This window comes from Pseudoalteromonas xiamenensis, from assembly GCF_017638925.1.
Classification (GTDB): domain Bacteria; phylum Pseudomonadota; class Gammaproteobacteria; order Enterobacterales; family Alteromonadaceae; genus Pseudoalteromonas; species Pseudoalteromonas xiamenensis.
Genome location: NZ_CP072133.1, coordinates 842,033 through 855,789 on the forward strand (window position 1 = coordinate 842,033; position 13,757 = coordinate 855,789).

Sequence of the window (13,757 nt, forward strand, 5' to 3'; positions counted from 1 at the left end):
ATGCCGGTAAGGCTTTCTAAGCAAATCAGCCTAGCGCTTCTTGCGCTAGGCCTTTGCGTGCTTAGTGGATGTGGCTTTCACTTGAAAAAAGCCTCTTACATTCCGGAAGATTTACGCCAAATGGTGTTAATTGGTGAAGATCCCAAATCAGCATTATTGGAACAGTTACAGGCGGACCTAAGTCGCTCGCAAGTGCAACTGAATGCCAAATCATCTGCACAAAGCGCAGAGGTAGTGTTGTTGAAAGACAGGTTGGAGCGTCAAACGCTGAGTCTATTCAAAAATGGACAAGTCGCGCAGTATGAACTTGCCTACAGCGTGGCATACCGAGTAACTCGGCCAGGTCAAAAACCAACGGAACACAGCTTTGAGTTGTATCGCAATTACCAAGACGATCCGGACAATGCCCTTGCGAAATCGAAAGAGCTTGATCTTCTATTAAGTGAACTTCGTAAGCAGGCAAGTCAACGAATTATCCGACAACTGTCTCAGTTATAATGCGATTTTACGCGAATCAATTAGCCCAAGCGCTAAAAAAAGACCTTCTGCCATTTTACATGGTATTTGGAGAAGAACCGTATCAAGAACAACAATGTGTTGATGCAATACGAGTTCGTGCTCGACAACTCGGCTTTGATGAAATCATCAAATTTACCAATTTACCTGGATTTGATTGGCAAACCGTCGTCGCACAATATCAAAGTATGTCCCTCTTCAGCGCCCGCACACTCATTGAACTCGATTTAGCTCAAACTAAACCAGGCACAAACGGTGCAGCAATTTTAAAGTCTTTTGCAGAATCCCCTAATCCAGACATGGTTATTGTGCTTAAGAACTTAAGCGCAGGTCAAGACGTTCAGCGCTCCAGTTGGTTTAAGGCTCTCGATAAGCTGGGCGCGTTCGTACCCTGCTATCCGTTGACAGGCACTCACTTAAAACGCTGGATAGATGAGCAATGCCACAAGTTAAAGTTGAACATGACTGGTTTGGCAAAAAGTGCGCTGCTGGAGTCAACAGAAGGAAACTTACTTGCGTGCCACCAAGAGCTGGAAAAACTCTCCTTACTGTTTGGCGAGGCCAATATTGACGATCACACTTTACAACAGGGGTTGTTAAACCAAGCGAAGTTCAACATCTTCGACTTGGGAAGCGCGCTATTGCATGGTAACAGCCCGCAGATTTGTAAAGTGATGGAAAAACTCATGTCGGACAATATTGAACCGATGAGTATTGTGTGGGCGTTGCAAAAAGACGCGCAATTGCTGTTAGAGTTGTATAAAGGCCAACAAAATGGGGTGCCATGGGCCACATTATGCAAATCCCATAATGTTTGGAAAAATCAAGAAGCGTCCGTTCAACAAGCCTTATCAAGACTTAACATGAGCGTTGTGCAACAAATTCAGTTGAATTTAGCTCGCTTTGATGACGCCTTTAAACATCAACTTGTAGCCGCACCTTACCAAGCTCTGCTGCACATTGCACTGCAATTCGCCCGTCCTATCCCATTTGACCTTCCAATATCATTGGAGGAAAACGTGTGATAGTTGTATTTGGGGGAACGTTCGACCCTGTGCACCGTGGCCATGAGAACATGGCGAAGCATGCCGTCTCGGCGCTGAGCGCCGACGCGCTTTATTTTATGCCATGTGCGCTTCCAGTCCATAAAGCTGCACCGGGCGTCACAACTCAACATCGTGTCGAAATGTTGAAATTAGTTTGTCAGAGTAACGCTTCATTTCACATCGATACGCGAGAGCTGGAACGTACGACACCATCTTATTCTTTGCTTAGTATTCAACAATGGCGTGATGCCAATCCTGAAGAACCAATCGCGTTCCTGCTTGGGATGGATTCATTTAACAACTTAACAAGCTGGTATCACTGGCAAACGCTCGTAAGGCTATGTCATATTGTTGTTTATCAGCGCCCTGGGGAATCATTTCTTCCGAATCAAGAACTACAGGACTACGTTTATCGTTGCCAAGCTGAATCTCCCGAACAACTCACGAAACAAACCAGCGGCCATTGTTATTTTCTAGCCGGTCCAACTGTCGATATTGCATCCTCTGCGCTTCGTTCCAGACTTGGTCGCGATGAAGCCACTGATTTGTTTTTATCGCAAGAAGTCCTTGCGTACATCAATCAGCACGGACTCTATACTGAAAACCCCAAATCAACGTGATAAACTAACACTTTTAGCGACATACGGAGAATTATTAACTTGAATTCGCAACAACTACTCGACTTCGCGTTTGACAAAGTAGACGATATGAAAGCAAAAAATATTGTTACGTTAGACGTTCGCAACAAATCTAGTGTAACGGACTATTTAGTCATTTGTTCTGGCACATCAAAGCGTCATGTTCAATCGATTGCCGACCACGTTGCCAAAGAAGCGAGACACGCAGGTGAAGTACCTTTAGGTTATGAAGGCCAAGATCAAGGCGAATGGGTACTTGTGGATTTAGGCAATGTCGTAGTGCACGTGATGCAAGATCAAACACGTGGCTTTTATGAATTAGAAAAGCTTTGGGGCTAATCGTTTGAAGATCCAACTTATTGCTGTCGGAACAAAAATGCCTTCTTGGGTCGAAGCGGGTTTTGCTGAGTATCAGCGCCGCTTTCCTAAAGACATGGCGCTGGAGCTTATCGAAATCCCTGCCGGCAAACGCGGCAAAAATGCTGACATCAAAAGAATTCTGCAACTTGAAGGTGAAAAGACCTTAGCTGCAATTCCAAAAGGTAATCGCATCGTGACGCTTGAAGTAACGGGTAAAGCATGGGATACGCACGAACTTGCTGGCAACATGCAAAAATGGCAACTTGATGGACGCGATGTCAGCCTTCTTGTTGGCGGCCCTGAGGGTCTTGCGCCTGAATGTATTGCGGCATCAGAGCAAAAATGGTCACTCTCAAATTTAACCTTGCCCCACCCTTTAGTTCGTATCATCGTCGCAGAAAGCTTGTATCGAGCATGGAGCTTGAACAACAATCATCCGTACCATAGGGAATAAGTAACCATCCATGCTCAATCGTCGCCCCACTATTCGAGATCATTCTGCTGAAGCAAACCTGTTTGCACGACGTGCATTTATCAGCTTCATTTTTGTAATGATGCTTGTTGGGGTACTGGCATACAATGTTTATAACTTACAGGTTTTACAATACGAAACGTATTCAACGCGCTCGAATGACAACCGCATTAAAGTCATTCCTGTTGCGCCAAACAGAGGGTTAATATACGACCGAAATGGCGTTTTGCTTGCTGAAAACCAACCCGTGTACAACCTTGAGGTGATCCCTGAAGACGTAGAAAACCTCGGCGCTTCACTCACCGCAGTGAGCCAGCTCATTGAAATTTCAGACCAAGAAAAAGACGAGTTTCTGAACGACATCAAACATAATCGTCGCTTCAAAAGCCAAGTGCTTAAGGCTCGTCTAAACGAAGAAGAAGTTGCCATTTTTTCTGTCAATCAGCACAAGTTTCCCGGTTTTAGTGTAGAAGCGCGTTTAACGCGTTTTTATCCATATGGTGATACGCTCACTCACGCGGTGGGTTACGTGTCTAAATTGAACAAAAAAGAGCTTCAGGAACTCGAACTTCAAGATAAAGAACAAAATTACCGCGCGACCCATGATATCGGCAAACTCGGCATAGAAAAATACTATGAGGAAGCGCTTCACGGTATGGTCGGTTCACAACGTGTTGAGGTGAACAACCGAGGACGGATCATTCGTACGCTCGAATTAGATCCCCCAACGCCTGGCAAAGATCTGATACTGACGCTCGACATTGGTTTACAACAAATCGCGCAACACGCTCTTAAAGACCGCCGCGGTGCTATCGTCGCGATGGATGCGAAAGATGGTGGTATTCTTGCCATGTATTCCAATCCAAGTTATGACCCTAACTTGTTTGTGCACGGCATTAGCAGTAAAGATTATCAAGGCTTATTGAACCCAGACAGACCTTTAATTAATCGTGCAACCCAAGGCCGATATGCGCCTGCCTCGACGATTAAGCCCTTTATGGCAATTTTAGGCTTAGAAGAAAACATCATCAGCGAATCGACTCAAATGTTTGATCCCGGTTTTTTCAAAATTCCTAACGTGGATCACCGTTGGCGAGATTGGAAACGCTGGGGCCATGGCAAAGTCGATGTATACAAAGCCATTGAAGAATCCTGCGATACCTTTTTTTATGATATTGCCTATCGTTTGGGTATTACCAAAATTAGCGATTTCATGACGCAATTTAGCTTTGGCGATTTAACTGGCATCGATATTTACGAAGAGACAACCGCAATACTGCCAAATACGGACTGGAAACGTGAACGTTTTAAAGAGAACTGGTGGCCGGGCGACACAATTTCCGTTGGCATTGGGCAGGGTTATTGGACAGCAACACCACTGCAAATCGCGAATGCGACAACCATTATGGTGAATAGAGGCGTGCATCATCAGCCTCATTTTGTACAAATTGCACGCCAAGATTCAGAAATTGAACAGCTGTTTACAGAAGAACGCCCTCCCATCAAACTCAAAAATGAGAAGCATTGGGATGTTGCGCTTAACGCGATGCACAATACGGTACAGAAAAAATCGGGAACGGCACACAGCGCCTTTGCAGGAACTCATTACGATGCGGCGGGTAAAACCGGTACTGCGCAACTTGTAAGCATTGCTCAAGGTGAGCGATACGATGCAAAAAAATTACAAGAACGTCTGAGAGATAACGGCTTTTACGTCGGTTTTGCGCCCTTCAACGATCCTCAAATTGTTGTCACGATTATTGTTGAAAATCTAGGGGGTGGAAGCTACACCGCTGCCCCTATTGCCCGTCAGCTTATGGACTACTATTTCTCAGCAAACCCCATTGAGGGGACAACGCCATGACCGATTTACAAAATAGAATAACGATTTGGCAACGCCTCCATCTTGACTTGCCCCTTTTGCTCGCCCTTCTCACCATGATGATTGGCAGTATTGCCATTGTTTACAGTGCCAGCGGACAAGAAGCAGGCATGATGGTGCGCCATTTAACACGCATGGCTGGAGCTTTGACCGCCATGTTCATTCTCGCTCAAGTTTCTCCTAGCACCTTGAAACGAATCGTGATCCCCATGTATCTGATTGGCTTGGGAATGTTGGTTGCCGTTTTGTTTGTAGGTGTAAGTTCTAAGGGGGCGCGACGTTGGCTTAATCTTGGTATTACGCGATTTCAACCATCTGAAATTATGAAGCTGGCCGTTCCAATGATGGTAGCGTGGTACATCGGCCGTAATCAATTGCCGCCTAAAATGTGGCAGTTAATTGTCGGTTTCGCGATTGTGCTTGCCCCGACCATTTTAATTAAAGAACAACCCGATTTAGGGACTTCAATCCTCATCGCCAGTTCTGGTATTTTCGTGTTGTTTCTGTCCGGACTAAGTTGGAAACTCATTGGTTCAGCCGTTTTACTGGCGATCCCTGGCGGCTACATTTTGTGGCACTTTGGGATGCACACCTACCAAAAACAACGTGTCCTCACTTTTTTAAACCCTGAAAGCGACCCGTTAGGGACAGGTTACCACATTATCCAATCAAAAATTGCGATAGGCAGTGGAGGGATTGAAGGAAAGGGTTGGCTACATGGTACACAATCGCAACTTGAGTTCTTACCTGAGCGCCATACTGATTTTATTTTTTCCGTTTTGAGTGAAGAGTTTGGTCTTGTTGGCGTTATACTTTTGCTCTGTGTGTATCTCTTTATCATCGCCCGAGGCTTATACATCGCGGTGAATGCACAAGATGCCTTTGGTAAATTATTGGCTGGAGCATTGACCCTCACCTTTTTCGTTTATGTTTTTGTAAATATTGGAATGGTGTCAGGCCTACTCCCCGTTGTTGGGGTTCCTCTTCCCTTAATTAGTTATGGTGGTACTTCGATGGTGACATTGATGGCTGGATTTGGGATTATTATGTCTATCGCAACAGAAAAGAAACTTTTGCTTAAATAATGAATATGTTACTGCGTCATTTTATCCTAGCTTGTCTAGTTTTAGGCTTTCTAACTGCATGTAGTGCGGGTCGCTATCATATTCGCCAAGACGCAGCACCGCTTCGCACGCCGACTCCACTTGAAATACAAGATGCACTGGTCACCAACGAAGCAAAGAGTACCGCTGCTGGCCGTCCCTATACCGTCCTTGGCAAAAGCTATACACCACTAAAAACAGAAAAAGGCTACCGAGCAGAAGGCATCGCATCATGGTATGGCCGTAAATTTCACGGCTACTACACCTCCAATGGCGAAGTGTTCAATATGTTTTCCATGACCGCAGCACACAAAACGCTTCCCCTACCGAGCTTCGTTAAAGTAACCAATTTAGATAATGGCAAGTCAGCGATCGTTCGTGTGAACGACCGTGGACCTTTTCACGACGACCGAGTCATTGATTTATCCTACGCAGCCGCATACAAATTAGGCTATCTATCAAATGGTACAGCGCGAGTTAAGATAGAGGCGATTACTCTAGATGAGCCTGTAACTCGATACACCTACGTACAGGTTGCAGCATCATCACAACTAGACAACATTACGGCATTGGGTGCGAATTTGGCGCAACAGTTTAGCCTCGGCACCAATGTGATTGAAGAAAAAGGGCTTTATAAGCTGAGATTGAGTCCTATTGTTTCTGACGAGGAAGCGCAAAAACTACTTGCAACGCTTCGTGATGGACAATTTAACCAAGCTTTCTTGCTTTACAGTGAAAAGCAACTTTAGAATAAGATGTCTTTTAAGATTAACAAACAAAAGTTACGAGTGTAATGACAGTGTTGAAACCCACCTTAGTCAAAAAAATCTGCGCCGTAGTGTGCAGTGCCGCTGTTTTTTCAGCGTCCGCACAGATCCTGCCTCCTCCTCCTGAAGTTAACGCAAAGGGTTACATACTTGTCGACTTTACGACGGGAAAAGTGTTAGCGGATGGCAATGCCGACTCAAAACTTGCACCAGCAAGTCTAACAAAAATGATGACAAGCTATGTGATCGGCACGGAAATTCTAGCGGGCAATATTTCACCTACTGACATGGTAACCGTAAGTAACAAAGCTTGGGCAAAGAACTTCCCTGGCTCCTCTGTTATGTTTATCGAAGTAGGCAAACAAATCAGCGTGGATGAGCTAAATCACGGTGTGATCATCCAATCAGGCAATGACGCGTGTGTCGCTTTGGCTGAACATATCGCGGGAACGGAATCGGCGTTTGCCGATTTGATGAATGCCCATGCAGAAAAACTTGGCATGACGAACTCCCACTTTATCAATAGCCACGGTTTGGATACTAACGAGCATTATACAACACCACGTGATATGGCTACCTTAGGTGCGGCGCTCATTCGTGATGTGCCTGATGAATATGCTATTTATAGCCAAAAATCATTCACGTATAACGGCATTAAGCAATATAACCGCAACTCGCTGTTATGGGATGCGAGTCTAGATGTGGATGGGATCAAAACAGGTCACACTTCGGAAGCGGGTTATAGCCTCGTAAGTTCTGCAAAGAAAGACGATATGCGTCTTATTGCCGTTGTTATGGGCACAGAAAGCGAGCGTGCACGTAAAGACGAAAGTAAAAAGTTACTTAACTATGGTTTCCGTTTTTATGAAACAATTACACCGTATAAAGCGGGCGACAGCTTCGCTAAGCAACGAATTTGGATGGGTGACAAAGAAGAAGTTTCTCTTGGTATTTTACAAGATACACCGATCACCATTCCACGCGGTCAACGCAAAAATTTAAAAGCGACATTTGAGTTAGATAAGACCCTTGAAGCACCAATTGCTAAAGGCACTAAAGTTGGCACCTTATTCCTTCAATTAGAAGGCGAAGAAATTGCGAACTATCCATTAGTCACTTTAGAAGAGGTGGCAGAAGGTAGTTTCTTTAGTAAGATTTACGACTACTTACGTTTACAAATCATGCAATAAATCAGTAAAAGAAAAACGCCCCTACTTTTTGGGGCGTTTTTTTTTGTCTAATAAATGGTAGAATGCCCGCCAATTCCGTCATCCCGCGAATTCATTCGCAAAAGCGTGAGGACACAGTAGTGGCTAATCAAGTTCAAAACACTAAATTCGACGAATACTTAGAGTTTCCATGCTCATTTACATTCAAAATTATGGGCCTTGCAAAAGTAGAATTGACCGAGCAAGTTTTAACCGTCTTGCAACGCATTGCACCAGGTGATTACGCGCCAAAAGTTAAGCCAAGCAGCAAAGGCACATACGAATCGGTCACGCTCGTCGCTATCGTTACGAGTAAAGAACATATCGAGCTAATTTATAACGAAATTGGCGCATTGGAAGACGTACGTCACGTATTATAATTACGTATTCGACGTCGCGTAGTGCGATTAACACCCAACGTACCGCAAAGTAGGAAGTGCTGTGAAACCCGTTGATGTTTATGTCCGCCATTTAGGTCGACAAAGTTATGAGCCGATTTGGCAGCGTATGCAAACCTTTACCGACGTGCGCGATGAGAACGATCCAGATGAGATCTGGCTTGTTGAACATGAACCCGTATTTACGCAGGGGCAAGCCGGTAAAGATGAACATGTACTGGCTCCTGGTGATATTCCCGTGATTAAAGTAGATCGCGGTGGTCAAGTCACCTATCACGGTCCTGGTCAGCAAATGCTGTACGTTCTGTTTAATTTACGCCGCTTAAAAATTGGCGTAAGAGAACTCGTGACGTGGCTTGAAGAATGTATTATTGATCTCCTCAAAGAATACGACATCGAAGCTTATGCTAAACCTGATGCACCAGGCGTCTATGTCAACGACTGCAAAGTAGCATCTTTGGGACTGCGCGTTCGTCGAGGCTGTTCTTTCCACGGTTTAGCGTTAAACGTAAACATGGACCTTGCTCCATTCCTGCGTATAAACCCATGTGGGTATGCGGGAATGCAAATGGTACAAACAAAAGATCTAAACGGACCGCAGAATGTTGAAGATGCCGGTCACGGTTTAGTGAAACATATGCTTAAGCGTCTCCAAGCGGAGCACGTTTTGCACACAGAAGGGTTTGAGAACGAATGAAAAATCCAGTAAAAATGGAGCCAGGGGTAAAACTCCGTGATGCGGAAAAAATGGCACTTATCCCAGTCAAAGTATTACCGACTGAACGTGATGAGATGTTAAGAAAACCTGAATGGTTAAAAATCCGCTTACCTAAGTCAAGTGAACGTATTGATGGCATCAAACAAGCCATGCGTAAACACGGCTTACACTCTGTGTGTGAAGAGGCGTCTTGCCCGAATTTATCTGAGTGTTTCAATCATGGTACTGCAACGTTCATGATCTTGGGTGCAATTTGTACTCGTCGTTGCCCTTTCTGTGACGTTGCTCACGGTCGTCCATTAGCACCGGATGCGGCAGAACCAGAAAAGCTTGCTTTAACCATCAAAGACATGAAGTTGAAGTATGTTGTTATCACTTCGGTTGACCGTGACGACCTACGTGATGGTGGCGCACAACATTTTGCTGATTGTATTCGCGAAATTCGCAAACACAACCCAGGCATTACCATTGAGATATTAGTACCGGACTTCCGTGGTCGTATGGACCGAGCTCTTGAAATTCTTTCAGCGACACCTCCAGATGTGTTTAACCACAACTTGGAAACGGCACCTCGTCTATACAAATTAGCACGACCTGGTGCAGACTATAAATGGTCTCTAGAGTTACTACGCCGTTTCAAAGAAGCACATCCAGAAGTGAAAACAAAGTCTGGACTGATGGTCGGTCTTGGCGAAGAAATGAGTGAAATTGAAGAAGTATTACGCGATTTACGTGAGCACAACGTAGACATGCTTACTGTAGGTCAGTATCTGCAACCTTCAAAACACCATTTACCAGTAAAACGCTACGTGCCTCCGGTAGAATTTGATGCATTAAAAGAGTACGCCGACGAAATTGGGTTTGTACATTCTGCTTGTGGGCCATTTGTTCGTTCAAGCTATCACGCAGATCAACAAGCGGCTGGCAAAGAAGTTAAATAACATCGATGACTTGCGCTTACTTAAAAGCGCAAGTCATCTTCTTCCTAATTTATGATTCAACTGTGCCTTTCATCTTTCTATATTTTCGCTTTAATTTCATTGAAATAAGTAGTTTTTTACATCTTGTTCATGGTGTTGTAAAACATAGGTTACAGCAATGTGCTTTGATTTATAGCAAATCTATTTCATTTTCCTGCCACTAATTATATCGTGCGTAACTCTCACTGGATTTAGGGGCAGTTTGTGCAAAAAAATAAAACACTCGGCAGTATGCTTATCGTTGCCGGCACAACCATCGGCGCTGGTATGTTGGCGCTGCCAATCGCGTCAGCGGGTCTGGGCTTTTCAACCGCATTGTTTATGATCATTCTTATGTGGGCATTAATGACTTACACAGCCCTCCTCATGCTTGAAGTGCATCAACACGCCGAACCGCATGCAACGCTCAACACGCTAGCAAAACAATGGTTAGGACGTCGAGGCCAAGTTGTGGCCAATTTTGCCATGGTCTTTTTGTTTTACGCATTGTGCGCAGCCTACATTGCCGGCGGCGGTGGACAGCTTCAAAGTAAACTGAATCTTGCGTTGAATATGGAATTAGCGCCGCAGACGGGTTCAATCATTCTAGCCGTGGTGGTTGCGACAATTGTAACTCTCGGTACAAGCACGGTAGATAAACTCAATCGCGTACTCTTTACAATAAAAGTGTTCGTGCTTGGCAGTTTGTTCTTTGTGTTAACACCCTATGTTCGTGGCCAACATCTGCTTGATATGCCAGTACAACAAGGTCTCATTGTCTCCGCCCTCCCCGTGATATTTACATCTTTCGGCTTTCACGGCTCTATTCCTTCTATTGTGAAGTACGTTGGGTTGGACATCAAAACCTTGCGCAAGGTGATGATTGCGGGCGCTTCGCTTCCACTGGTTATCTATGTGTTCTGGCAGCTGTTAAGTTTGGGCATTTTAGGTCAAGCAAATTTAATGGCAAGTTCAGGGCTGCAAGGCTTTGTGAGTAGTGTGTCTGAGATTGTACACAGTGAACAGGTTTCAACCTCAGTGTCGATATTTGCGGACCTAGCGCTTGCAACTTCATTCCTTGGAGTCAGTTTAGGCCTATTTGATTTCTTTTCAGATACGCTAAAAAAACAAAACAACAAATCTGATCGTATCAAAACTGCACTGGTCACTTTTTTGCCACCACTTGGCTTTGCGCTTTTCTATCCACAAGGCTTCATTATGGCACTCGGCTACGCTGCAATTGCTCTCGTTGTATTAGCCGTTTTTTTACCTGTGGCGATGGTATGGCAGCAACGCCGCTCAGCACTTACACAGGGCTACCAAGTTCGAGGAGGAAATACCGGCCTCGCGATTGCTGCACTTTCAGGTGCTGTGATTATTGGTGCGCAATTACTGCAAATGGTTGGGATTGTGCCTGCTATTGGCTAGCACCAATCAGAGTAGCATTAAAAAAGGCACCGATGAGTACCTTTTTCAGTTTCTAGTGGTCTGCTGCGGGTAAATATTGATAAACAGCAGGTGTAGGCTGAGTGGTGTAACTACCACCCACTGATAGGACTCTGTCTCCTAATCCAACTAATTTGAAATCCCTCAAATAGTTTAATTGCCCCGCTTGGTTTTCAACAGCAAATGGGTTTTCACTTGCAGATTGCCATTGTGAAATACCATAGTCATAGACCTGAGTTGCTTTTGCAGTCACGAAATAAAGCTTATCTGCACTTAAAGCCACATCAAAGTACTCGCTTGAAGTAGAGTTTGGAATCGCAGCTTCATTCAGTATTGCTTTCGTCACTAAATCGAACTGCCCAAGAGATAAGTTTTGTGCTGAACTCGTGATCACTTCTAGTGTGTTATTGTGCGTAAAACATTCTTTAACAGAAGGCGTACCTTCTGCAAGCGCTTCACTTGTCCAGCTATTATCGGATGTATTCAAAGTATTTATATACTGCACATCAGATTGAGTAGAAAAGACAAACAGGTCTTGACCTTGTGAGCAACTCGCTGTAACTCGCATGCCGAATGGAGAGAAACTCGGTGAATCGATTGAACTCCACGAATTCAGTGCCCCGTCATAGATATCTGCTTTCGTTACCGGCATACCTCCGCTTGGACAAATATCCGTTCCACCAAACACATAAAGCTTGTCGCCTACCCATTGCGAATTAAAATAATAACGCGGGAGCGGAGGCGTCGCTAGTTGCGACCAAGTACCTGTAGCAACATCAAAACGAGATAACATGGGTTGTTTACTGGGAACATTTGCACAACTCATACTCGAAGCCAAAGCGACATCATGTGAAAGTGTAAACAGTGCATTTTCATGCTTTGAAGCATTTAAGTGTGAACCTTGGTCCGCTGGCAAAGTAGTTAATCGTGTCCATGGCTGGCTTTGAACCGTAATATCAAATGCAGGTAATGCAGCTGAATATTGACCATCCGATACTGAAATTTTTACGCCAACCACAGTACCGATGTTATCTACCGACGTGGGTTTACCCGTTAAAGCCCCACTCAGGCTATCAAATGTCGCCCATGCAGGTTTGTTTTCAATTGAAAAAGCTAACGATTGAGAGTCAACATCTTGTACGCTAGGTTTAAAGTTATATTCGTCATCTAATTTCAAATTTAGTTGTGGACTACCAGAAATCAAAGGAGCGTCATTGACGGCGACAACCGCAACATTCACTTTGACCAAATCGCTTACCACATCACCCTTTTTCAACTTAAAAGTGATTGAATCTGAACCAGAAACATCAGGGTTAGGTGTATAAGTGATTGATGGATATGCAACTGAAATACTGCCTAATTGCGCTGTCTCGACAATCTCGACGACGACTGACTCTGAGCCATCAGGAATTTTGTCTGCTTGAATATCGATAGCAAGCGAGGCATCTTCTAACGTTTCAATGTTAATGACTGGTTTGACGTCAAATTTCACAACTGGTGTGGATGGAGTCACGACATCAGTACCCGAGCCAGAACTCGGCGAACTTGATTCACTTGAACCACCACATGCACTCAAGACGAGCGTTGAAATAGCGAGACTCAATACTTTGATTTTCATAATTGTCCTTAATTAAATTAGAGTAAAAAATTTAGACCCTATTCAGAAACAATTCTAAACTGAAACAGACCAAATAATCAACGAATCATCATGTTTAGTGACAGAAATTATTATTTAAATACCGATAGTTACAACTTTTACAAACTTGAAATTCGACGAATAAGTAACACCAACAAAAACCTATTGTCGCTTCTGAAACAAACAAAAAATATCTTTTGATTTTTTATATATGCTGTGGGGAAAATTAAAAAAGAACTCGATGAGTCCTTTTTCAGTTTCTCGTGGTCTGCTTCAATCTTCTTCGATGTTTTCTTCGCCTTTTGTATTTTTGCTTGCAGGAAGACGATGATGGATAGCCGATTTAATTAACATGTAACCGCTAATTGGCGCGGTAAGCAGTAGGAAGATAGAAATTAGGATTTCCTTCGCACTGATGCCATCGACAGTTTGGCTAAAAAAGACAATCGCAGCTGTCAAGAGACAGGCCATACCGAGCGTTGTTGCCTTAGTTGGACCATGTAAACGCATAAAAAAATCCGGCATTTTCACAAGACCAATTGACCCAATCAGTACAAATCCACCACCAACAAGCAGTAAAACTGAAATAATTATTTCTGACACAGGTT

General features: G+C 44.1%; 15 protein-coding genes. 13 read left to right on the forward strand and 2 right to left on the reverse strand.

Annotation, left to right across the window (positions count from 1 at the left end; genetic code table 11):
* The 13 genes from J5O05_RS04120 (at nucleotide 1) to J5O05_RS04180 (ending at nucleotide 11,495) form a co-directional block, all read left to right on the forward strand.
* Complete coding sequence (locus J5O05_RS04120) at nucleotides 1-498, forward strand: LPS-assembly lipoprotein LptE (RefSeq protein WP_208843709.1); 498 nt, start codon at nucleotides 1-3, stop codon at nucleotides 496-498.
* Nucleotides 498-1,541 (forward strand): DNA polymerase III subunit delta, encoded by a 1,044-nt coding sequence (gene holA, locus J5O05_RS04125; RefSeq protein WP_208843710.1) that lies wholly within the window; start codon nucleotides 498-500, stop codon nucleotides 1,539-1,541. The genes J5O05_RS04120 and holA overlap by 1 nt, the downstream gene beginning before the upstream one ends.
* Nucleotides 1,538-2,182, forward strand: coding sequence for a nicotinate-nucleotide adenylyltransferase (nadD, locus tag J5O05_RS04130; protein ID WP_208843711.1), 645 nt, complete (start codon nucleotides 1,538-1,540; stop codon nucleotides 2,180-2,182). Before holA ends, nadD begins: the two co-directional genes overlap by 4 nt.
* A gap of 39 nt (nucleotides 2,183-2,221) precedes the next feature.
* Nucleotides 2,222-2,539, forward strand: coding sequence for a ribosome silencing factor (gene rsfS / locus J5O05_RS04135; protein WP_208843712.1), 318 nt, complete (start codon nucleotides 2,222-2,224; stop codon nucleotides 2,537-2,539).
* A gap of 4 nt (nucleotides 2,540-2,543) precedes the next feature.
* Nucleotides 2,544-3,014, forward strand: a complete 471-nt coding sequence (gene rlmH / locus J5O05_RS04140; RefSeq protein WP_208843713.1) for a 23S rRNA (pseudouridine(1915)-N(3))-methyltransferase RlmH — start codon at nucleotides 2,544-2,546, stop codon at nucleotides 3,012-3,014.
* Between the two features lie 10 nt (nucleotides 3,015-3,024).
* Nucleotides 3,025-4,896, forward strand: coding sequence for a penicillin-binding protein 2 (gene mrdA / locus J5O05_RS04145; protein WP_208843714.1), 1,872 nt, complete (start codon nucleotides 3,025-3,027; stop codon nucleotides 4,894-4,896).
* Complete coding sequence (gene rodA, locus J5O05_RS04150) at nucleotides 4,893-5,999, forward strand: rod shape-determining protein RodA (RefSeq protein WP_208843715.1); 1,107 nt, start codon at nucleotides 4,893-4,895, stop codon at nucleotides 5,997-5,999. Before mrdA ends, rodA begins: the two co-directional genes overlap by 4 nt.
* Nucleotides 5,999-6,766, forward strand: coding sequence for a septal ring lytic transglycosylase RlpA family protein (locus J5O05_RS04155; protein ID WP_425281510.1), 768 nt, complete (start codon nucleotides 5,999-6,001; stop codon nucleotides 6,764-6,766). Before rodA ends, J5O05_RS04155 begins: the two co-directional genes overlap by 1 nt.
* 44 nt (nucleotides 6,767-6,810) lie before the next feature.
* A complete protein-coding gene (locus J5O05_RS04160; RefSeq protein WP_208843716.1) occupies nucleotides 6,811-7,974 on the forward strand; it encodes a serine hydrolase in 1,164 nt (387 codons plus the stop codon).
* Between the two features lie 119 nt (nucleotides 7,975-8,093).
* Nucleotides 8,094-8,372: a DUF493 family protein YbeD gene (ybeD, locus tag J5O05_RS04165; RefSeq protein ID WP_208843717.1), complete on the forward strand. Its 279-nt coding sequence runs from the start codon at nucleotides 8,094-8,096 to the stop codon at nucleotides 8,370-8,372.
* A 61-nt stretch (nucleotides 8,373-8,433) separates the two neighbouring features.
* A complete protein-coding gene (lipB, locus tag J5O05_RS04170; RefSeq protein ID WP_208843718.1) occupies nucleotides 8,434-9,087 on the forward strand; it encodes a lipoyl(octanoyl) transferase LipB in 654 nt (217 codons plus the stop codon).
* The gene (gene lipA / locus J5O05_RS04175; RefSeq protein ID WP_208843719.1) at nucleotides 9,084-10,049 is read left to right on the forward strand and encodes a lipoyl synthase; all 966 of its coding nucleotides are present in this window, start codon (nucleotides 9,084-9,086) and stop codon (nucleotides 10,047-10,049) included. The genes lipB and lipA overlap by 4 nt, the downstream gene beginning before the upstream one ends.
* A 243-nt stretch (nucleotides 10,050-10,292) precedes the next feature.
* Nucleotides 10,293-11,495: an aromatic amino acid transport family protein gene (locus tag J5O05_RS04180; protein WP_208843720.1), complete on the forward strand. Its 1,203-nt coding sequence runs from the start codon at nucleotides 10,293-10,295 to the stop codon at nucleotides 11,493-11,495.
* A gap of 52 nt (nucleotides 11,496-11,547) precedes the next feature.
* Here the strand turns inward: J5O05_RS04180 and J5O05_RS04185 are convergent, their stop codons facing one another.
* Together J5O05_RS04185 and J5O05_RS04190 are read right to left on the reverse strand one after the other, a co-directional pair.
* Entirely contained in the window at nucleotides 11,548-13,131 is a 1,584-nt protein-coding gene (locus tag J5O05_RS04185; protein ID WP_208843721.1) for an Ig-like domain-containing protein, read from the reverse strand.
* Between the two features lie 291 nt (nucleotides 13,132-13,422).
* Entirely contained in the window at nucleotides 13,423-13,752 is a 330-nt protein-coding gene (locus J5O05_RS04190) for a Na+/H+ antiporter subunit G (RefSeq protein WP_208843722.1), read from the reverse strand.
* Nucleotides 13,753-13,757 lie beyond the last annotated feature (5 nt).